The organism is Salmonella sp. 32010601201800023SM (genome assembly GCF_017572235.1).
Lineage (GTDB): Bacteria > Pseudomonadota > Gammaproteobacteria > Enterobacterales > Enterobacteriaceae > Salmonella > Salmonella enterica.
Genome location: NZ_JAGEQS010000009.1, coordinates 16,048 through 37,863, shown reverse-complemented (window position 1 = coordinate 37,863; position 21,816 = coordinate 16,048). Strand labels below are relative to the sequence as shown.

Sequence of the window (21,816 nt, the reverse complement as noted above, 5' to 3'; positions counted from 1 at the left end):
AGTTCGTGAGCGAAGCGCCGGGTTGCGCTTCGCTCCCTCATCAATACGTTATGCAGTCATTCTGTAGATACTGATATACGAAGCGCCATCCGATTGCTGACGAAACATTATGGCGTGATGCTTTTTACATTCTCAACCCGGACATCCATCCGGGGGTAAGGAATATTGATGCCGTTTTCATCCATCGCTTCCTTGATATTTTCCAGAAGATCGTAGTAAGTGCTCCAGTACTGAGCGTTGGGCACCCATACGCGAACATAGAAATTCAGGCTAGAGGGCGCAAGTTCGCCCAGGCGGACCGTAATATCGCGGGTTTTATCAATGCGATGATCTTGTTCAATAATACGATGTATCACGCTTTTTACGTCAGCAATACGGCTTTGGTAATCCACGCCAATAATCAGATCAATACGTCGATAGGGGTGTCGTGAATAGTTGATAATATTATCAGCAATAATTTTACCATTCGGGATGACAACTTCTTTGCTATCCGCAGTGAGCAGAGTGGTGGAGAAAATATGGACCTTTTCTACTGTGCCGATAACCAGGCCAATTTGTACAATTTCCCCGGCGCGGAAAGGACGCAGGGAGACAAGCAGTACGCCTGCGGCAAAGTTGGAAAGTGACCCTTGCAGCGCCAGGCCAATGGCTAAACCCGCCGCGCCGATAACGGCAATAATTGAGGAGGTTTCTATACCGATACGGCCAAGAGCGGCTACTGCCGTGAAAGCTATCGTGATGTAGCGAACCAGCGCGGAGAAAAAGTGGACAATAGTGGCATCCACTTGCCGCCTGAGAAGTAATTTTTCCAGCCCCCTCGATAGTAAGCGAGCTATTAACTTACCGATGAAAAGTAGAATGATGGCGGCAACAACATTCCAGCCAAAATGAATTACCGAGTCACTGTGCTCGGCCATCCATTTGATCGCGCCTTTAATTTTTGGAAATAACTCAAAACCTTCCATGTTTATCCTCTGTCAGCAGTATCCGCGGTATTAGCGGTAATAAAACGGTTCATTTTTGCCTGGATAATCGCCGCGCCGACGGGTGGTAGCAGTAACGCCCAGAATAGTGTCCAGCCGGTTCGTATTCCGCCATCTTCGTTTTTATTCGCCAGCAGATCGCGGATTTCGTCGCTAAGCGTCAGACACAATATGGCTGTGCCAAACGGCATAATGGCTGACAGCCATCCCGCGCCACATGCGGTCATGAGTCGGGGCGAAGGCGCCACAAATTGCATTTCCCGGTGAATTCTGAAGAACCAATAAATAATATAAAATGGAATGAAAAAGGCCAATAATGCGACGACAACGGGTTCTGCGCACTCAGGTCGCTGGGTTGATGAGAACCTTTTGGGCGGTGCAATATAGAAAAGTTCTTTTTTGAGCGGTAATAGTAGCAAAAGCGCGATAACCGCTAAAGTAATTACGATTATTCCTATATAAGGAATTGAGTATATAAATATAGACAGATAGCCAGCGATGATAAATTTGAACAGTAAGCAGAGGCTAAATAAAATAACAAATGTCTGAGCACTGCCGATAGCGCTGAAAAGCAGCATGGGGACTAACAGCGTTACGATCCCCATACCCAGATTAATTAAAAACTGCGCTATGATAAGCCTGACTACGTCAGACGGGCCATTTATGCAGAAGGAACAGACCACGCCAATGATTAACAGGAGCGCAACAAAGTAGAAGGGGTAACAATTTTTTATACGGCAGACAAACCAGCTGGCAACCATACCCAGGAGGTATCCCAGTTGGCCGCCAACGAGAATAACACCAATACGATCGGCTGGAATAGACAGTGATTTACTCCAAAAATAAACACCATACGACGATCCCAGCGAACTGATAAAAGAGAGCACCAAAAAGAAAAAAGTGATCCCCCAGAATCGATAGCTACTCAGGAGATCGGCGCAGGTCCATTTTTTATCTGACATTGACGGTAAAGTAATTTCCATATTTATCCCTTGTTTTCCATAGAAAATAAGAATGTATAGAACTATTTAAATTGATAATAAATATTGATTATGTGAATAACGTTTATAGCCAATTTTAACTTAAAACGAAGGGCCATTTTATCAAATAGTTCTATTCTTTTTCAGCGTATAAAAGCAGGATGTGAGGTGATTAAATCTATAGCGCCTTCTGAATGATAATCTGTGATTTTTTATGCGTGGCATTACATCATTGGGTTAAATGTGATTCCATTGTGAGTTATATTTTTCCGTCAGCAAATACAGAATTTGCGTGACGCGTTTGGCGGAATAGTGGGCGCTTTGCTGGAATTCAGGTTGTTGCCATAGCCAGGTAACAAAGCGGCGACTAGCCGCCAGATTAACGGCGACACCTTGTTCTAAGTGGGAACCAGTTAACGAACAGACCATTTTGCGGTTGTGACCTTGCCCCCAGAGTTGCCACTGATTTTGCCACCATCCCTGCCATGTTTTGCCTAACAGTTGCCACTCTGCGCGGCAATCGTCATCGTTTATCTCTTCCTCAACGAACCACAGCGAGGAGAGACGCTGGCGAAACCGCTCCGCCCATGCCGTAATGACCGCGCCGCGCAAAAAACACTCATGGGCAATGATGTGTGTCGTGACATCAGGAAAACGGTTTTTCAGCACCCGAAAATGACCATGCGCCGTAATGACCGGGCGAAGTATTGTTCCTTGCGCGTTCCGTTTAAGCGCCGCCGGGCCATACTGAATCTCATCGAACTGGCTGCGCTGTAAAAATTGCCGTTCTTTAATGGCGATACGGTGGATAATATCGCCATCCTCACCCTCGGGCGGCGCAATTCCTTTCCAGTGGTAATGCAAACTTTTTCCGGCAGACAGTAACGTGAAATTGCTGGAAAGGTGAAGAATATTGCCGCGAACAGCATCAAAACTGAATAAAAAGTACAATTGCTGGAAGGCATTCGCTCCCTGAAACGGTACGAGCAGCGGAATACTGCAAATCTGTTCCGGCGTTTCGGCGACATTCAGCGCGTGCTGTTTTGGCGTCCAGACTTTCTTACAGTACTGGCACTGAAGTCGCTGCGTTCCGCCGGGATTACGTCCATAACGAATCCATGTTTTTTGATAGCAGTCGGGGCAAAAGTGACCATGCTCTTTGGCATATTGCGCGATATAAGCAGACGCCCAGCGGCGAAATTCCCCCTCGTTGAAGAGCGGCGGATAACTGCCGCAGGCTCGACAATGCAATGCCGGATAACCCAGGCGATAGTCCGGCCACACATAATCCGGCGAGTCAGGCAGCCCAAGATTGCGACAACCAGCGCTTTTGCAGGCATTAATGGTGAACAGAGGCGGCATACATTTTACCAACGATTTTGGCAGGTCGTTGATTCTGCCTTCATAAAACGGTACGCGGGTGTGAGGACTCTCACATAAAAAAACCTTTCAGAACGTAACGTAGCGAATCTTTATATGACTGAAAGGGACTTATTTATGAAAGTAAAACTGCTTGCTGCCGGTATTTTGTTCACGCTGCCGTTCTGGGCCTGCGCCAAAGATGTCACCATTATTTACACCAACGATCTACACGCCCATGTGGAGCCTTATAAAGTGCCGTGGATTGCTGACGGTAAACGCGATATTGGCGGTTGGGCCAATATCACCACGCTGGTGAAGCAGGAAAAAGCCAAAAATAAGGCGACGTGGTTTTTTGATGCCGGAGATTACTTTACCGGACCGTATATCAGCAGCCTGACGAAGGGTAAAGCGATTATCGATATTTTGAATACCATGCAGTATGACGCTGCCACTATCGGTAATCATGAGTTCGATCATGGCTGGGACAATACATTGTTGCAACTGAGCCGGGCGAAATTCCCTATCGTACAGGGCAATATTTTTTATGAGGACAGCAGTAAATCCTTCTGGGATAAGCCGTACACCATTGTTGAAAAAGATGGCGTCAAGATTGGCGTAATCGGCTTACACGGTGTCTTTGCTTTTAATGATACGGTTTCTGCCGCGACGCGCGTGGGCATTGAGGCACGCGATGAAATTAAGTGGCTGCAACGTTACATTGATGAACTTAAAGGTAAAGTCGATCTGACCGTCGCGCTGATCCACGAAGGCACCCCGGCCCGCCAGTCCAGCATGGGGAATACCGATGTGCGACGCGCGCTGGATAAAGATATTCAGACCGCAAGTCAGGTAAAAGGGCTGGATATTTTGATTACCGGCCACGCGCATGTCGGTACGCCGGAACCGATTAAAGTCGGTAATACGCTGATCCTCTCAACGGACAGCGGCGGTATTGATGTGGGTAAACTGGTGCTGGATTACAAAGAGAAACCACACCACTTTACCGTGAAGAACTTCGAGCTGAAGACCATTTTTGCTGATGAGTGGAAGCCCGATCCGCAAACGAAACAGGTGATCGACGGCTGGAATAAAAAGCTCGATAAAGTCGTGCAGCAAACGGTGGCCCAGTCGCCGGTTGAGCTGACCCGCGCGTATGGCGAATCGTCGTCGCTGGGGAATCTGGCGGCGGATGCGCTGCTTTTTACGGCGGGGAAAGACACCCAGTTAGCGCTTACTAACTCTGGCGGTATCCGCAACGAAATCCCGGCTGGCGCGGTGACGATGGGGGCGGTAATCAGTACCTTCCCGTTCCCTAATGAACTGGTCACGATGGATTTAACCGGTAAGCAATTGCGCAGCCTGATGGAGCATGGCGCTGGCTTAAGCAACGGCGTATTGCAGGTGTCTAAAGGGCTGGAGATGAAGTATGACAGCAGCAAACCTGTCGGCCAGCGGGTTACCGTGCTGACGCTCAATGGCAAGCCGATTGATGATGCGGCGGTTTATCACATCGCTACCAACAGCTTCCTTGCCGACGGCGGCGACGGTTTTGCGGCATTCACGGAAGGCCAGGCGCGGAATACCTCCGGCGGCTACTATGTGTCGAATACGATAGTCGATTACTTTAAGGCGGGCAACACCATCACGGATGAGCAGCTCAAAGGGATGCGCGTTGCGGATGTGAAGAAGTAATTTCCCCTGCCGCGGCGCGTTCAGTGCCGCGGCGTGACATGAAGAAAATTCAACTTTGCTGAATATTCCTCATTCTTTGGCGTGATTTTTCAGTTGACGTCCTTCTGCTTTTCCGTCATTTTTACATCTGGACGTCTAAACGGATAGATGTTTACAACACAACAAATAATAACATGCGATTGATGAGGTAAGGTATGAGCTTTTTTCACGCCAACCAGCGGGAAGCCCTGAATCAGAGCCTGGCGGAAGTACAGGGTCAGATTAACGTTTCGTTTGAATTTTTCCCGCCGCGCACCAGTGAAATGGAGCAAACCCTGTGGAACTCCATCGATCGCCTGAGCAGTCTGAAACCGAAGTTTGTTTCGGTAACGTATGGCGCCAACTCCGGGGAACGCGACCGCACCCATAGCGTTATTAAAGGCATTAAAGAGCGTACTGGGCTTGAGGCCGCGCCGCACCTTACCTGTATTGACGCCACGCGCGATGAACTGCGCACCATCGCCCGCGACTACTGGAATAACGGTATCCGCCACATTGTCGCTTTGCGCGGCGATTTGCCGCCGGGCAGCGGTAAGCCGGAGATGTACGCCGCCGATCTGGTTGGTTTGCTCAAAGAGGTGGCCGATTTCGATATTTCAGTAGCGGCCTATCCGGAGGTACATCCGGAAGCGAAAAGCGCGCAGGCCGATCTGCTTAATCTGAAGCGTAAAGTGGATGCTGGCGCTAACCGCGCGATAACCCAATTTTTCTTCGATGTGGAAAGCTACCTGCGTTTTCGCGACCGCTGTGTTTCCGCCGGTATCGACGTAGAAATTATTCCCGGCATTTTACCGGTGTCTAACTTTAAACAGGCGAAAAAATTTGCCGATATGACCAATGTCCGCATTCCGTCCTGGATGTCACTGATGTTTGAGGGGCTGGATGATGACGCAGAAACCCGCAAGCTGGTGGGCGCTAACATTGCGATGGACATGGTGAAAATTTTAAGTCGCGAAGGAGTGAAGGATTTCCACTTCTACACGTTGAATCGTGCGGAAATGAGTTATGCCATTTGCCACACGCTGGGCGTAAGACCGGGTTTATAACCTCCAGCTCCCTGCCGGGAGCTTTATTACACCTCATATTGATCTACATCTCTGTAACTAAAAATATAAAAGGTATTAGCTATCGAATCTGTGGATTAATTCAACTATATCTATTTGCTCCTGGTGTATATCGTAACGGTAACACTTTAAAAGGGAGCTGAGATATGAGCACGACCGACGATACCCATAACACGTTATCCACTGGAAAATGTCCTTTCCATCAGGGGGGGCATGACCGAAGCGCAGGCGCAGGGACAGCCAGCCGCGACTGGTGGCCGAACCAGCTTCGCGTGGATCTTTTGAATCAACATTCCAACCGTTCTAACCCGCTGGGCGAAGACTTTGACTACCGCAAAGAGTTTAGCAAGTTAGACTACTCCGCCCTGAAAGGGGATCTCAAGGCGCTGCTGACCGATTCACAACCGTGGTGGCCCGCCGACTGGGGCAGCTATGTCGGTTTGTTTATTCGTATGGCCTGGCATGGCGCTGGCACCTACCGTTCTATTGATGGTCGTGGCGGCGCGGGTCGTGGTCAACAGCGTTTTGCGCCGCTTAACTCCTGGCCGGATAACGTCAGCCTGGATAAGGCGCGTCGTTTGTTGTGGCCGATTAAGCAGAAATATGGCCAGAAAATTTCCTGGGCTGACCTGTTTATTCTGGCGGGTAACGTGGCGCTGGAAAACTCCGGCTTCCGTACCTTCGGTTTCGGCGCCGGGCGTGAAGATGTCTGGGAACCGGATCTGGATGTGAACTGGGGCGATGAAAAAGCCTGGTTGACTCACCGACACCCTGAAGCGCTGGCAAAAGCGCCGCTGGGCGCGACCGAGATGGGCCTTATCTACGTTAACCCGGAAGGGCCGGATCACAGCGGCGAACCACTTTCTGCCGCCGCCGCTATTCGCGCTACCTTTGGCAATATGGGGATGAACGACGAAGAGACCGTGGCGTTGATCGCTGGCGGGCATACCCTCGGTAAAACCCACGGCGCGGCAGCGGCATCCCATGTAGGGGCCGATCCGGAAGCCGCGCCGATTGAAGCGCAGGGCTTAGGTTGGGCCAGCAGCTATGGTAGCGGCGTTGGCGCGGATGCTATCACCTCCGGGCTGGAAGTGGTCTGGACGCAGACGCCGACCCAGTGGAGCAACTATTTCTTCGAGAACCTGTTCAAATATGAGTGGGTACAAACCCGTAGTCCGGCTGGCGCTATCCAGTTTGAAGCGGTAGACGCGCCGGATATCATCCCGGACCCGTTCGATCCGTCGAAAAAACGTAAGCCAACCATGCTGGTCACCGACCTGACGCTGCGTTTTGATCCGGAGTTCGAGAAGATTTCCCGTCGTTTCCTTAACGATCCGCAGGCCTTTAATGAAGCCTTTGCTCGTGCCTGGTTCAAACTGACGCACAGAGATATGGGACCAAAAGCGCGTTACATCGGACCGGAAGTGCCGAAAGAAGATCTGATCTGGCAGGACCCGTTGCCGCAACCGCTCTACCAGCCAACGCAGGAAGACATTATCAACCTGAAAGCGGCGATCGCTGCATCCGGGCTTTCTATTAGCGAGATGGTTTCGGTTGCCTGGGCATCCGCGTCTACTTTCCGCGGCGGCGATAAGCGTGGCGGCGCTAACGGCGCGCGTCTGGCATTAGCGCCTCAGCGCGACTGGGATGTCAACGCCGTTGCGGCTCGCGTTCTGCCGGTATTAGAAGAGATCCAGAAAACGACGAATAAAGCCTCGCTGGCCGATATTATTGTGCTGGCGGGCGTGGTCGGTATCGAGCAGGCGGCCGCTGCTGCGGGTGTCAGCATCAGCGTACCTTTTGCGCCGGGCCGGGTGGATGCGCGTCAGGATCAGACCGACATCGAGATGTTCTCGCTGCTTGAACCGATTGCCGATGGATTCCGTAACTATCGTGCGCGTCTGGATGTGTCGACGACCGAATCGCTGTTGATTGATAAAGCGCAGCAGTTAACGTTGACCGCGCCGGAAATGACGGTACTGGTTGGCGGGATGCGTGTGCTGGGAACCAACTTTGACGGCAGCCAGAACGGTGTCTTTACCGACAGACCGGGCGTGCTCAGCACAGACTTCTTCGCTAATCTGCTGGATATGCGTTACGAGTGGAAACCGACCGACGAATCTAATGAGCTGTTCGAAGGCCGGGATCGTCTGACTGGCGAGGTGAAATACACGGCGACCCGCGCCGATCTGGTGTTTGGTTCCAACTCCGTACTGCGCGCGCTGGCGGAAGTTTACGCGTGTAGCGATGCGCACGAGAAGTTTGTGAAGGACTTCGTCGCGGCATGGGTGAAAGTGATGAACCTGGACCGTTTCGATCTGCAATAATCTGATGGGTTAATTCGTCAGCGGCTGCTATTCGGTAGTCGCTGACGTTTTCCGCGTTTAATGCGAAAAATAACGAAAATGCCCCGTGACTTTCCAGTTAAATAATACATCTTCCTCCTGTGCTCCCGCGCCTATGTTATGCACAACCAGCGGCACCCCTTCAGGCGTGACGTTCAGGGATACCACGCCAATATGCGCAAGGCCGTTATCCAGTCGCCAGGAGACAATATCTCCCGGTTGATAATCGCTATATTTATCTGTCACCGGCAACGCTTTGTTGTGGCGCTGGAACCAGGTTTCCAGATTCGGAACGCGGCGATGGTCGATATTGCTGTCCGGGCGTTTCAGCTTCCAGTTATTCGGGTAGGCAGAGAAATGCGCCTGCATGTCTTCATGTACCCGTTTCTGTAAATCAACCTGCTGACTGCGCAGCGCGCGGATGACGACATCTGCACATACGCCACGCTCCAGCGGAAGATCGCCATTCGGATAATCCAGACGAACATAGGCAGCATCATAAAATAGCGTCTTACCTATTTGCGTCCCGGCACTTTGGGCGATTGCAGCATTAGTTTGCGCCTGAACGGTTATTGGTCTGGTATCAGAGCGTGGCGAATGATGAGAGATATGGCTAATAAAAAAAGCAGCAAGAATAACGATAAGCGCCTGTGCGAATTTCATCTTCTTCGTCCGTGAAGTGTGTCAGTACGTCATTTGACTTTCCGCGGAGAGAATGGTGCGTGATAAAAAAGTCTATTTCAGGACAAAATGGACTGATTCCAGGCTATGGAATACCTGATGATGGCGCTTCGCTTACCCGGCCTGGATGATTGGATAACAAGGCCAGATAAGGTGCCTGTGTCGACATTCGGCAAATGAATTCTGTTGTGTCAGCAAGCTGAAATACTCCTGACTATCGTCAGGAGTATTGCTCAGACCTTATTCCCATTCCTGCAAGAAGCGTTGACCGTACTGGTCGGCGACCAGCAGCGCGGCGTACACTTCATCCGGCGTTGCGCCGCCAGGCATGTTATGAATAGTTTCACCTTCTGCGCAGGAGGCTTCCGCGACGGTGCGCATTTTGGCCGGGATATCCTGTTTAATATCCAGTTGCGCCAGCGTAATCGGCAGGCCAACGGAATGGCACAGCGCCGCAACGGTTTCGATTTCTTCGACCAGCGCGTTTTCCAGCACCAGTTGCGTCAGCGTACCGAAAGCGACCTTCTCACCGTGATAATAGTGGTGCGCATCCGGAATCGCCGTTAAACCGTTATGAATCGCGTGCGCTGCGGCCAGACCGCCGCTTTCAAAACCGACCCCGCTCAGGTAGGTGTTGGCTTCGATGACGCGTTCCAGCGCTGGCGTGACGACGTGCTGTTCGGCGGCCAACATGGCTTTTTCGCCTTCTTCGATCAGCGTGTTATAGCATAGCTCCGCCAGCGCCAGCGCGGCCTGTGTACACTTGCCGCCCGCCATTGTGGTGGCGCCGCTGCGTGAGCAGGCGCGCGCTTCAAACCAGGTCGCCAGCGCATCGCCGATACCGGCTGCCAGCAGACGCGCCGGCGCGCCCGCCACTATCTGCGTATCGACAATAACCATATTCGGGTTATGCGGCAGCAGCAGATAACGGTCAAACTCACCGGCATCGGTATAAATAACCGAGAGTGCGCTGCACGGTGCGTCGGTAGAGGCGATGGTCGGCGCGATAGCGACCGGGACGTTCATAAAGTGCGCCAGCGCTTTGGCGGTATCCAGCGTTTTACCGCCGCCGATACCCAGTACGGCGCCACACTGACTTTTCTCGGCGACGGCGCGCAGCCTGTCGATCTCATTTTGCGAACATTCGCCGCCAAACGGGGCGATTTCTACTGACAAACCGGCATCCGTCAGGCTTTTGCGCAGCGTCTCTTCGGCAAATCCCAGCACGAATTTATCGCCCACAACCAGCCAGTTGTTCGCCATTGGTTTTAAATAATCGCCAAGACGCGCGATGACGTTTGCACCCTGAATATACTTACCTGGTGACTGAATAATGCGATCCATACATTTCTCTCCTACAGGTTCAGATTACCAAAAGCGTTTTTCCAGTCTTGCTCAAACTTCTCTATTGCCGACTCTACCGCAGGCGTATTGAGCATTTGTTGCGCTACATCTAAAGGAAGGGTAATCGCCTGGCAACCTGCCAGTAAGCAATCCAGCGCCTGCCGCGGCGTTTTAAAGCTGGCCGCCAGTACCATGCTGTCGGGCGCGTGATGTTCCAGTAGCGTTTGCAGCTCCTGAACCATACGAATGCCATCGCCGCCCTGCGCATCAACGCGGTTGACGTAGGGAGCGACATATTTTGCGCCCGCCAGCGCCGCCAGCAGGCCCTGCGATGCGCTGTAGACGGCGGTGCCCAGCGTCACGATGCCTTCTTTTTTCAGCAATTTAATCGCTGCAAGACCTTCGGCGGTCACCGGAATTTTAACCACAATGCCGGGGATGGCGTTATTCAGTCGTTTGGCTTCTTCCACCATCCCTTTCGCGTCGCGGCTCATGGTCTGCGCAAATAAAGTGCCTTCTTCGCCGATGGCGTTTTGCAGCCTGGGCAGCACATCCCAGATAGATTCTTTGCTGGCTGCCACAATGCTTGGATTGGTGGTGACGCCGGCAATCGGGAAAATGCGCGCCAGACGTTCAACTTCCGCCACGTTAGCGGTATCCAGATAGAGTTCCATAGTCTTTCCTTTACAGTTCAAGTTCATGTTGCAGCAGGCTGGCGATAGCGTCGGCGGAAGCGGCGTTAACCAGCGTGTTGCGGAATTCTTCGTGCATGATGCGGCGGGCCAGGCGCGAGAAAATACGCATATGCTGGTCGCCCGCGGCGTGTTTGTTAAGCGTCAGCATAATGATGAACTGCGCCTCGTCATCTCCCCAGCGTACCGGCGCGTTCAGGCGCGCCACGCTGATGGTGGACTGTTCGATATGTTCCGATTTGCTGTGCGGAATGGCAAAGCTAAAGCCCAGTCCGGTGGAGAATACCGCCTCGCGCGCCCATAGATCGGCTTCCAGTTTGCGCGGGTAGCGGCAGCGGCCCGCCAGCAGCAGATTGTCGGTCATGCCTTTAATCACTTCCTCTTTGCTGCGCCAGTCGCTATCAAGCGTTATGCATTGGGCGGTAACCAGCGGGGCATCCTGCTGCGACATGCGGAACTGCGCCAGCAGATGCTCCACCTCCAGCGAGGTGCGGCAGGCCATCGCCTGATTCAACAACTGGCGGCAGGCTCGGCTGTCGAGTTGTGCCATCCGCGCTTTGGCGGCGGGAATCGACGGCGCGCCCATGCTGATCTCGTCCAGCCCCAGACCTACCAGCAATGGCAGAACCGAACCTTTGGCCCCCAGTTCGCCGCACAGACCAATCCATTTGCCCTGACGATGTACCGCCTGCACCGCGAAATCCAACGCGCGCAGGAAGGCGGGATTCAGGCTGTTGTAGTGACGAGTGACTTTGGCGTTATCACGGTCTACCGCCAGCAGGTATTGTGTTAGATCGTTACTACCAATACTAAAGAAATCAATCTCTTCACAGCATTGATCGATGATGAACATCACCGACGGCACTTCCAGCATAATGCCGAGTGGGATCTTCTCATCGAACGGGATATGTTCATTACGCAGCTGCTGTTTGGCTTCCGCCAGCTTCTCTTTGACCCACAGAATCTCTTCCATAGAGGAGATCATCGGGATCATGATTTTCAGGTTGCCGTGGGCGGACGCGCGGAGGATCGAGCGTAGCTGGGTGGTAAACAGAGAAGCGTACTCTTCATAAATACGGACGGCGCGATAGCCGAGGAATGGGTTGGCTTCGGCAGGAATATTCAGATAATCAACGGGCTTATCGCCGCCTATATCCATTGTGCGCACAATAATGCTGCGTCCCTTTGCGGACTCCAGAGCCTGGCAAAAAATATTGTACAGCTCGTTTTCGTCCGGCGCGCAGGCGCGGTCCATATACAGCATTTCTGTGCGGAACAGGCCAACCGCTTCCGCGCCGTTACTAAAGGCCGCTTGCGCCTCGACGGAGTGCGCGATGTTGGCGGCGACCTCCATGCGGATGCCGTCAGCGGTGCGCGCTTCCTGGGTCAGCCAGATGCGCTGCTGTTCGCGCAGGGCGTCTTGCACGCGGGCTTCCTGCTGATAGTAACGAGTGACAGGCTCGTCAGGCGCAACGACAATCGCGCCTGCGTTGCCGTCAATATAAACCGTCTGCTGACGCCACGGTGTTAAGGCCTCAATCTCCACGCCAACCAGGGTGGGAATGTTGAATGAGCGGGCGAGAATCACCGTGTGCGAAGTGGTGCCGCCGCTTTTTAACAGCAGACCTTTGAGAAAGGTTTTATCCAGTTCGAGGAACTGGCTTGGCGTCAACTCTTCCGCCATACAGATAGATGGCCGGGTCAACTGGCCCGGCGCCGGAAAGCGCTGCTCACCGTAAATGTGTTGCAGTAACTGGAAGCAAACGTCACGAACATCCAGCGCGCGTTCCTGTAAATAGCTGCTGCTGGCGCGAGCGAACTCATTGCAGAAATGGTTCGCGCTTTCCACGATTGCCTGCGCGCAGCTTAAACCGCGCAGAACGCCGTCCAGTAAATGCTGACGCAGTGAAGCGTCGCCTGCCAGCGAACGATGGGCTTCCAGAATCGCGCTGGCGGCACCGTCACTGTCGAGCTGACGAAACTCAATATGCTTTATCAACATCGCTAAGCCATTGTCCAGCGCGGCTTGTTCCGTCTCTGTGTCGTTGGCGGTCGGGAGTTCGCCGAGCGCATTGAGATCCAGGGAAGAGAGTGGCGTCAGTACGCCGCCCGCGCTGCCGCTACACACGCTACGGGCGCGGTAAATCTGCGGATTCAGCTGGGTCAACGACGCCGGAAGCGGCTCCAGTTCGCTGTTTTTAATCTCCGCCAGCGGCGCGTCGCAGAGTGGGAATTCATCGCGCAGCCATTGACTCAGACGCTGACAGGCAACCTGTTCATCGGCACCGGAAATCACCAGCTGACAGTGGTCGCCAGCCAGCGTGTCGGTGCCAATCAGCGCCAGCGCGCTTTTGGCGCTGCCTTTGCGATCGGTGCGCAGGTTGTGCCACTCAATTTGCGACGTGAAGGTATTACACAGCGTTTCTACGTGGCTTGCCGGGCGCGCATGTACGCCATTCGGCAGTTCACAGGTAAATTCCACAATCAGGGGCATTGCCTCTCTCCCATAACGATTCTCTCGCTACAGCATAAAAGGAGGTAGCCGGAATACGCCATGTGACAAATCTGTCAAAAGCTGGATAAATGTAATGTAGCGCAAAAAGTGCGAGTTGTCTCACAACTTAGCGTGGTAGCGCGGGTTTTACCTTTTTCAGAAGTTATGAAGCGGATCGCATTTTTATACTGATATTACAAAAATCCAGTAAATGGCCTTTTTATCCACTGTCTGCGCGGCAATGGATTGCCTATTGTTTTCCGCAGTAACTTTATGGACATGGGCTTTATCCAGCCCGGGAGCGACTTATGAAAGAGTTGGTACAGATCCTGAAAAATACCCGCCAGCACCTGATGACCGGTGTTTCGCATATGATCCCCTTTGTGGTGGCTGGCGGAATTTTGCTGGCAGTCTCCGTCATGCTATATGGCAAGGGCGCCGTACCCGATGCCGCCACCGATCCGAATCTTAAAAAACTGTTTGATATCGGTGTCGCCGGGCTGACGCTGATGGTGCCTTTCCTCGCCGCATACATCGGTTACTCCATTGCCGAACGCTCCGCGCTGGCTCCTTGCGCAATTGGTGCCTGGGTGGGTAACAGCTTCGGCGCGGGTTTTTTCGGGGCACTTATCGCCGGACTTATCGGCGGGATCGTGGTGCATTACTTGAAGAAAATCCCGGTGCATAAGGTGCTGCGTTCTGTGATGCCTATTTTTGTGATTCCCATCGTTGGCACTTTTATCACCGCGGGCATCATGATGTGGGGGCTGGGCGAACCGATCGGTGCGCTGACAAGCAGCCTGACCCAATGGCTGCAAGGGATGCAGCAGGGCAGCATCGTGCTGCTGGCGGTGATCATGGGGCTGATGCTGGCTTTTGATATGGGCGGCCCGGTTAACAAAGTCGCTTATGCGTTCATGCTGATTTGCGTGGCGCAGGGCGTATATACCGTGGTGGCTATCGCCGCGGTGAGCATCTGCGTACCGCCGCTGGGACTGGGGCTGGCGACGCTGATTGGCCGCAAGAATTTTTCTGTTGAAGAGCGCGAAGCCGGTAAAGCCGCGCTGGTCATGGGCTGCGTGGGCGTAACGGAAGGGGCGATTCCTTTCGCCGCTGCCGATCCGCTGCGCGTGATCCCATCCATTATGGTGGGCTCCGCTTGCGGTGCGGTAATGGCCGCGCTGTTTGGCGCGCAGTGTTATGCCGGTTGGGGCGGTTTAATTGTTCTGCCAGTCGTGGAAGGCAAGCTGGGTTATGTCGCGGCAGTCGCCGTGGGCGCGGTGGTAACGGCAGTCTGCGTTAACGTGCTGAAAAGCCTGACGCGTAAGAATGTGTCGCAAGTTGACGAAAAAGAAGACGACCTGGATTTAGATTTTGAGATGAATTAAGCGAGGAATAAGCCATGACTAAAATTATTGCAGTAACCGCGTGTCCTTCTGGTGTTGCGCATACCTATATGGCGGCTGAAGCGCTGGAAAGCGCAGCCAAAGCGAAAGGTTGGGATGTGAAAGTGGAGACTCAGGGCTCGATTGGGCTGGAAAATGAACTGACGGCAGAGGATGTGGCGAGCGCCGATATGGTGATTTTGACTAAAGATATCGGCATCAAGTTCGAAGAGCGGTTTGCGGGTAAAACTATCGTTCGCGTCAATATCAGCGACGCGGTAAAACGCGCCGACGCCATTATGAACAAGATTGACGCCCATCTTTCGCAAACCGCGTAACGTTAAAATGCCCGATGGCGCAAGTTTATCGGGCCTGCTCACAGGCCCGATAAGAGATTTATGCCGCCATCCGGCGCTCGTGTCCACAGGAGCTCCTCATGACCCATCGTATTCAACGCCTCAAAGCCGCTCTGTTTCAGAATCACCGTGAAATTTCTCTGGAGCGCGCGCTGCTTTATACCGCCAGCCATCAGCAGACGGAGGGCGAACCGGTCATTTTGCGCCGCGCCAAAGCGACGGCGTATATCCTTGAACATGTTGAAATTTCGATTCGTGACGAGGAGCTGATTGCCGGAAACCGAACCGTTAAGCCGCGCGCGGGTATTATGTCGCCGGAAATGGACCCGTATTGGCTGCTTAACGAGCTGGATCGGTTCCCGACGCGTCCGCAGGACCGTTTTGATATCAGCGAAGAGGATAAGCGCCTCTATCGTGAGGTTCTATTCCCGTACTGGGAAAAACGGTCGATGAAAGATTTTATTAACGGGCAGATGACCGATGAGGTGAAAGCCGCCGTCAGCACCCAGATTTTTAGCATTAACCAGACGGATAAAGGGCAGGGGCATATCATTATTGATTATCCACGCTTGCTCAATAACGGGCTGGGTGAACTGGCGGCGCAGATGCGCGCGCGCTGCGAGCAACAGCCGGAAAACGACTTTTATCAGGCCGCTCTGTTGTTACTTGAGGCATCGCAACGCCACATCCTGCGTTATGCCGTACTGGCGGAACAGCAGGCGGAGCGCTGCCCGGACGCTCGTCGTCGTCAGGAACTGCTCACCATTGCCGCCAATTCGCGGCATAACGCGCAGCACAAACCACAGACGTTCTGGCAAGCATGTCAGCTGTTCTGGTACATGAACATTATTTTGCAGTACGAGTCCAACGCCAGTTCGCTGTCGCTCGGGCGCTTCGACCAGTACATGCTGCCGTTTTATCAGACTTCGCTCACTCAGGGCGACGATCCGGCGTTCCTGAAAGAGTTGCTCGAGTCGCTGTGGGTGAAATGCAACGATATCGTGCTGCTGCGTTCCACCAGTAGCGCGCGCTATTTTGCCGGTTTCCCGACGGGTTACACCGCGCTGCTGGGCGGATTGACGGAAAGCGGACGCAGCGCGGTAAACGTGCTCTCTTTTCTCTGCCTGGATGCCTACCAGAGCGTGCAGTTGCCGCAGCCGAATCTCGGCGTGCGCACTAACGCGCTGATTGATACGCCGTTCCTGCTCAAGACCGCCGAGACCATTCGCCTCGGTACCGGCATTCCACAGATTTTCAATGACGAAGTGGTGGTTCCCGCGTTCCTTAACCGTGGCGTGTCGTTGGAGGATGCGCGCGATTATGCGGTGGTGGGATGTGTTGAGCTGTCGATTCCGGGCAGAACCTACGGGCTGCATGACATCGCCATGTTTAATCTGCTGAAAGTGATGGAAATCAGCTTGTATGAAAATGAGGGCAACGACACTCTTACTTATGAGGCGTTGCTGGCGCATATTCGCGCCAAAATCAGTCACTACATTACACTAATGGTAGAAGGCAGCAATATTTGCGATATCGGCCATCGTGACTGGGCGCCGGTGCCGCTGCTCTCTTCGTTTATCAGCGACTGCCTGGAGAAAGGGCGAGACATCACCGACGGCGGCGCGCGCTATAACTTTTCGGGCGTACAGGGCATCGGTATCGCCAACCTGAGTGATTCCCTTCATGCGCTCAATGGGCTGGTATTCGATCAGCAGCGCCTGAGTTTTGATGCGCTGCTGTCGATCCTGAAAAACAACTTCGCCACGCCAGAAGGGGAAAAGATCCGCGCCAGGCTTATCAACCGCTTCGAAAAATATGGCAACGACATTGATAATGTCGATAACATCAGCGCCGAACTGCTGCGGTATTACTGCAAAGAGGTGGAAAAATACCAGAATCCGCGCGGCGGCCAGTTTACGCCGGGTTCATACACGGTTTCCGCGCATGTGCCGCTGGGAGCGGTGGTCGGCGCGACACCGGACGGGCGTTTTGCCGGAGAACAGCTGGCGGATGGCGGCCTGTCGCCGATGCTCGGACAGGATATGCAAGGGCCGACGGCGGTACTAAAATCAGTAAGTAAGTTGGATAACACGCTGCTGTCGAACGGTACGTTGCTGAACGTGAAGTTTACTCCTGCGACTCTGGAAGGAGAGGCGGGACTGCGCAAGCTGGCGGATTTCCTGCGCGCGTTTACCCAGCTCAAACTGCAGCACATCCAGTTTAATGTGGTGAATGCCGACACATTGCGCGAAGCGCAGCTACGGCCTCAGGATTTTGCGGGGCTGGTGGTGCGCGTGGCGGGCTACAGCGCCTTCTTTGTCGAGCTGTCGAAGGAGATTCAGGATGACATTATTCGCCGCACCGCGCATCAGTTGTGAGGTTGTGGGGGCGCGCGATGAGGAGACCGCGCGTATCTTCAATATCCAGCGTTATTCGCTGAATGACGGGCAGGGGATTCGTACGGTGGTCTTTTTTAAGGGCTGTCCGCATACCTGTCCGTGGTGCGCTAATCCGGAATCTATCTCGCCGCGCATTGAAACGGTGCGCCGGGAAAATAAATGCCTGCGTTGCACGCCGTGTCTGCGGGATGCCGACGAATGTCCTTCCGGCGCGTTTGAGCGTATTGGGCGTGATATTACGCTGGATGAACTGGAACGCGAAGTGCTGAAAGACGACATCTTCTTTCGTACTTCCGGCGGCGGGGTGACGCTTTCTGGCGGCGAAGTGCTGATGCAGGCGCCGTTCGCCACGCGCTTCTTACAGCGATTGCGGCGTTGGGGCGTTCCTTGTGCTATTGAAACGGCTGGCGATACGTCGGCCAGCCGTCTACTGCCGTTGGCAAGGGCGTGTGATGAGGTATTGTTTGATCTGAAAATTATGGATGCGGAGCGGGCGCGCGAGGTGATCAACATGAATCTGCCGCGCGTACTGGAGAATTTACGGTTACTGGTTAGCGAGGGAATCACGGTGATCCCTCGTTTGCCGTTGATTCCTGGCTTTACGCTTAACGCAGAGAATCTGCAGTGCGCGTTAACATTGTTGAGATCATTAGGAATAAAGCAGGTTCACCTGCTACCGTTTCATCAGTACGGCGAGCCGAAATACCGGCTGCTTGGAAAATCATGGATGATGAAAGATATTCCCGCGCCGTCGGTGCAAGAGATCGCTCTGTTTCGGGAGATGGCGGAGCAAGCAGGATTTCAGGTCACCACAGGAGGTTAATATGGCAGTACCTGTACGGCATCTGGTGGCAGTGACCGCCTGCGTGAGCGGTGTAGCGCATACCTATATGGCTGCTGAACGGCTGGAAAAACTTTGCCAGCAGGAGAAGTGGAGCATCAAGATTGAAACCCAGGGGGCACTCGGTACAGAGAACCGCTTAACGGAAGAGGATATCCGCCGTGCCGATGTCGTGTTGCTCATTACCGATATCGAGCTGGCGGGCGTGGAGCGATTTACCCGGAGTCGCTATGTCCAGTCGGGGATCAGCGCTTTTTTGCGGGAGCCACAGCGGGTAATGAGCGCTGTGCGTAAACTCCTTTCCGCGCCGCAACATACCCACCTTATCCTGGAGTAATCTGCTTTTCCGTTAGCTGGCTGTGATACTGGCGGCGATACTCCGACGGCGAGCGTTCCGTATTTTTGCGAAACAGGCGGCAGAAATAGTTACTGTCGACAAAGCCGCAACGGTGCGCCACCTCTTTCACTTTCAGGTCATAGCCCTTCAGCAACGTTTTGGCGTGTTCCAGTCGCGTATGGTTCAGGTATTCGTTAAAGCCGATGGCCCCCGTTTTCTGGAACAGGTGCGAGAGGTAATTTGGCGAGATATAAAACGCTTGTGCTACCGATTCGCGCGTCAACGGCGCGGCGTAGCGTTCATCAATATACTCCCGAATGGCTTCAAAAAGCGCGCGGCTGCGGGAGGCAGTCTGGATTTGGCTGCCGAGCAGATCGCGGCAATGGCTTAGTAGGCTGGCGACAATCAATCTGGCCGTTTGCTGCTCTTGCGGCTGCATCTGCATCTCATTAAGCGTTTGTAACAGGAACGAGCCGATACGCGGGCCGCGGCGCGCAACGTGCTGTTTCGTGAGGTTTTGATGCTGCTGACCGTTCCAGTGGACCACGCTGAAACCTAACTGCTGTTTGCCAAACAGAATGCTCAGGGTGGTGACGGGCGTTTGCCATTGCGGGATGTTCCAGCCGCCAGCCGGAACGTAGAGAACATCGCAAGGAATGAGCGGGGCGGTAATGCTCATGTCAGTAAGCTCGCCCTCCAGCACAATCTCTAGCCGCGGAAAATCCACCTGGTACGCCAGTTCCGGCGCTGGGCCGCTGGCGCTGGCAAAATAAATCTGGCGCAGCGGCAGCGGGCCGTTGATGAGACGGGAGAGAAGGTGGCTGACGTCGTGATACATGATAATCCCCTGCCGATCGCAAACAGAGGAAACAGTAACGTCGAAAACCGATGTCCTCAAGCAATTATTGCCGGATAGCGGCGCTTTGCGCCTTATCCGGACTACGGAAGAGAAGAACGCCAGGCCCGATAAGCGTTAGCGTTATCGGGCAACATACAGGCTATTGATTACCGACCTGATCGCCATACGGCAACGTATCATAATCAATCAGCGCGTTTTTCTTATACGGGTTGCCAATCCAGCGCGTGGTCTCTTTGAACTGCGGGTTGGTGATGGAACGCGTCGGGTCGTAGCCATCATAGGTCAGGCCCGCTAAGTCCGACCAGGTGTGGATAAGCTCGGAACTGCTGTACTTACGATCGACATCCTGTGAGAAGTCGCGCGGATGCGCTGCCTGCCATTTCTCTGAGGTCCACAGCAGGAACGGCACCGTATACATATGACGGGTTGGCGAATCTTCGTTTCGTCCCTGCGTCTTATGCGGCGGCGTGTCATACACTTCTTCACCGTGGTCGGAGAAGTAGAGCAGGAAACCGTTCGGATCGGTCGCTTTATAGTCCTTAATCAGGCTGGCGACAACATAGTCATTATACAGGTTCGCGTTGTCGTAATCGTTATACGATTCCAGTTCGTCGCTGCTTAATCCCGGCGGAACATGGTCAGTTTTACCATCAAACTTGCCCTGGTTTTCTGGATAGCGGAACTTGTATTTAATGTGCGTTCCCAGCAGATGCACAATAATGAATTTTTTCGGCGCCGGGTCGGCTAACACCGCTTTAAACGGCGCCAGCACGTTGCTGTCATATTCGCGTGCGCTTTGAGTGCGCTGCTGGTTCATATAGAACTGCTTATCAGTCTGCTTAGAGAACACGGTCAGCATGGTATTACGCGCCGTCATCGTCTGCTGGTTAGTGATCCAGAAGGTTTTATACCCGGCCTGTTTCATCATATTCATCAGCGATGGCTTTGTCAGATACCAGTCCGGGTTCTTTTCGTCCGCGAACGTTAGCGCCTGTTGCAGAATCTCAATGGTGTACGGTCGCGAAGTTACCACGTTATTAAACACGGTCAGCCCGGGGTCGGTTTTATGCAGCGCGTCCAGTTCCGGCGTGGTTTCGCGCGGATAACCGTACAGACTCATACGGCCACGCTGGGTCGATTCGCCAATCACCAGTACCAGCGTGCGCGGCGCATCGCCGGAGTGGTCCTGGAAGTTAGCCAGCGGCGGCAGGGCATCGTTTTCATTCAGCAGTTTATTCAGCGAGGCGAGCTGTAAACGGTACTGATAGTAGCCAGTAATAAATTGCCACGGCGCGGCGGGTTCCATTCGTGATGCCAGGCTATCCAGCGTTTTCTCCATCGACTTATGCTTGATAAAGGTATTCATCGCGATGGGATGGAGGATCAGCCCGTACAGCAGGGCAAACGACACCAGATAACGCCAGGGGGATGGAATATAAACCGGGCGCAGACGTGTCCACAGCAAAATCGCCGCCACCGTATAAGCCAGCGCGACAAGAACAATTTTCAGACTGAAATATTGGCTTAAATATTCGCTGGCTTCATTGGCGTTGGTTTCAAACATCACAAACAGCACGCTTTGCGAGAACTCCTGCCCGTAGATTACGTAATAGCTCAGCGCCGCCAGCGAGGCGGCCCAGAGTACGACGCCAATAACGGCAGCAATAACCCGGATGCGGCCTGGAAACAGAAAGACCGGGATCAGCCACAGTGAGCTGTACAGTAGCGAATCCCGCAGACCGTTTGTCCCGCTGTATCCGGTGAGATAAATAATGGCCTGCAGGAGGGTGGAAAAGAACCAAAAGTAGAGCAGTGCCCAGCCCAGGGCTTTCCAGCTAAACGCGGGTTTAGTCTGGAGTAATGTGGATTGCATAATGAGAGCCTGTCTTTAATCGTAGCGCCAAACGTAACGCCTGAACCTTAAAAGAATCTGAAGCAAACCTGCTTTATGCCGCACGTTTTG

17 protein-coding genes are annotated in these 21,816 nt (G+C 53.4%); 8 read left to right on the top strand and 9 right to left on the bottom strand.

Features of this window, described 5'->3' with window-relative positions; all coding sequences use genetic code 11:
- Nucleotides 1-107: 107 nt before the first annotated feature.
- From mscS to J4617_RS20915, 3 genes are all read right to left on the bottom strand, one after another.
- Nucleotides 108-965 carry a small-conductance mechanosensitive channel MscS gene (mscS, locus tag J4617_RS20925; RefSeq protein ID WP_000398244.1) on the bottom strand — a complete coding sequence of 286 codons (858 nt, stop codon included), beginning with the start codon at nucleotides 963-965 and terminating at the stop codon, nucleotides 108-110.
- 2 nt (nucleotides 966-967) lie between these two features.
- Nucleotides 968-1,966: a hypothetical protein gene (locus J4617_RS20920; RefSeq protein WP_022544686.1), complete on the bottom strand. Its 999-nt coding sequence runs from the start codon at nucleotides 1,964-1,966 to the stop codon at nucleotides 968-970.
- Nucleotides 1,967-2,200: 234 nt separating this feature from the next.
- Nucleotides 2,201-3,325, bottom strand: coding sequence for a hypothetical protein (locus tag J4617_RS20915; RefSeq protein ID WP_001134806.1), 1,125 nt, complete (start codon nucleotides 3,323-3,325; stop codon nucleotides 2,201-2,203).
- A 135-nt stretch (nucleotides 3,326-3,460) separates the two neighbouring features.
- Here J4617_RS20915 and J4617_RS20910 point away from each other — a divergent pair, with 135 nt between their 5' ends.
- The 3 genes from J4617_RS20910 (at nucleotide 3,461) to katG (ending at nucleotide 8,447) form a co-directional block, all read left to right on the top strand.
- Nucleotides 3,461-5,017: a bifunctional UDP-sugar hydrolase/5'-nucleotidase gene (locus J4617_RS20910; RefSeq protein WP_017466067.1), complete on the top strand. Its 1,557-nt coding sequence runs from the start codon at nucleotides 3,461-3,463 to the stop codon at nucleotides 5,015-5,017.
- A gap of 194 nt (nucleotides 5,018-5,211) precedes the next feature.
- Nucleotides 5,212-6,102, top strand: coding sequence for a methylenetetrahydrofolate reductase (gene metF, locus J4617_RS20905; RefSeq protein WP_000007507.1), 891 nt, complete (start codon nucleotides 5,212-5,214; stop codon nucleotides 6,100-6,102).
- Between the two features lie 164 nt (nucleotides 6,103-6,266).
- Nucleotides 6,267-8,447, top strand: coding sequence for a catalase/peroxidase HPI (katG, locus tag J4617_RS20900; RefSeq protein ID WP_000108105.1), 2,181 nt, complete (start codon nucleotides 6,267-6,269; stop codon nucleotides 8,445-8,447).
- A gap of 57 nt (nucleotides 8,448-8,504) precedes the next feature.
- Here katG and J4617_RS20895 read toward each other — a convergent pair whose 3' ends face one another.
- The 4 genes from J4617_RS20895 to ptsP form a co-directional block, all read right to left on the bottom strand.
- Nucleotides 8,505-9,128 (bottom strand): DUF1287 domain-containing protein, encoded by a 624-nt coding sequence (locus tag J4617_RS20895; RefSeq protein ID WP_017466066.1) that lies wholly within the window; start codon nucleotides 9,126-9,128, stop codon nucleotides 8,505-8,507.
- A 258-nt stretch (nucleotides 9,129-9,386) separates the two neighbouring features.
- Nucleotides 9,387-10,490, bottom strand: coding sequence for a glycerol dehydrogenase (locus tag J4617_RS20890; RefSeq protein WP_017466065.1), 1,104 nt, complete (start codon nucleotides 10,488-10,490; stop codon nucleotides 9,387-9,389).
- 11 nt (nucleotides 10,491-10,501) lie between these two features.
- Nucleotides 10,502-11,164 (bottom strand): fructose-6-phosphate aldolase, encoded by a 663-nt coding sequence (gene fsa / locus J4617_RS20885; RefSeq protein ID WP_000424866.1) that lies wholly within the window; start codon nucleotides 11,162-11,164, stop codon nucleotides 10,502-10,504.
- 10 nt (nucleotides 11,165-11,174) lie between these two features.
- Complete coding sequence (ptsP, locus tag J4617_RS20880; protein WP_001128491.1) at nucleotides 11,175-13,676, bottom strand: phosphoenolpyruvate--protein phosphotransferase; 2,502 nt, start codon at nucleotides 13,674-13,676, stop codon at nucleotides 11,175-11,177.
- Nucleotides 13,677-13,984: 308 nt separating this feature from the next.
- On the opposite strand from ptsP, the gene J4617_RS20875 reads away from it, so the two are divergent.
- The 5 genes from J4617_RS20875 (at nucleotide 13,985) to J4617_RS20855 (ending at nucleotide 18,994) form a co-directional block, all read left to right on the top strand.
- Complete coding sequence (locus tag J4617_RS20875) at nucleotides 13,985-15,064, top strand: PTS fructose transporter subunit EIIC (RefSeq protein ID WP_000661597.1); 1,080 nt, start codon at nucleotides 13,985-13,987, stop codon at nucleotides 15,062-15,064.
- 14 nt (nucleotides 15,065-15,078) lie between these two features.
- Nucleotides 15,079-15,399, top strand: a complete 321-nt coding sequence (locus J4617_RS20870) for a PTS fructose-like transporter subunit IIB (RefSeq protein WP_000161258.1) — start codon at nucleotides 15,079-15,081, stop codon at nucleotides 15,397-15,399.
- 98 nt (nucleotides 15,400-15,497) lie between these two features.
- Nucleotides 15,498-17,795, top strand: coding sequence for a formate C-acetyltransferase (locus tag J4617_RS20865; protein ID WP_000149714.1), 2,298 nt, complete (start codon nucleotides 15,498-15,500; stop codon nucleotides 17,793-17,795).
- The gene (locus tag J4617_RS20860; RefSeq protein WP_000171724.1) at nucleotides 17,761-18,639 is read left to right on the top strand and encodes a [formate-C-acetyltransferase]-activating enzyme; all 879 of its coding nucleotides are present in this window, start codon (nucleotides 17,761-17,763) and stop codon (nucleotides 18,637-18,639) included. The genes J4617_RS20865 and J4617_RS20860 overlap by 35 nt, the downstream gene beginning before the upstream one ends.
- 1 nt (nucleotide 18,640) lies before the next feature.
- Entirely contained in the window at nucleotides 18,641-18,994 is a 354-nt protein-coding gene (locus J4617_RS20855) for a PTS fructose-like transporter subunit IIB (RefSeq protein ID WP_000290522.1), read from the top strand.
- Here the strand turns inward: J4617_RS20855 and J4617_RS20850 are convergent.
- Together J4617_RS20850 and J4617_RS20845 are read right to left on the bottom strand one after the other, a co-directional pair.
- Nucleotides 18,981-19,832: an AraC family transcriptional regulator gene (locus J4617_RS20850; RefSeq protein ID WP_001523749.1), complete on the bottom strand. Its 852-nt coding sequence runs from the start codon at nucleotides 19,830-19,832 to the stop codon at nucleotides 18,981-18,983. The genes J4617_RS20855 and J4617_RS20850 overlap by 14 nt on opposite strands.
- A gap of 160 nt (nucleotides 19,833-19,992) precedes the next feature.
- Entirely contained in the window at nucleotides 19,993-21,726 is a 1,734-nt protein-coding gene (locus tag J4617_RS20845; protein ID WP_001192092.1) for a phosphoethanolamine transferase CptA, read from the bottom strand.
- Nucleotides 21,727-21,816: the final 90 nt, after the last annotated feature.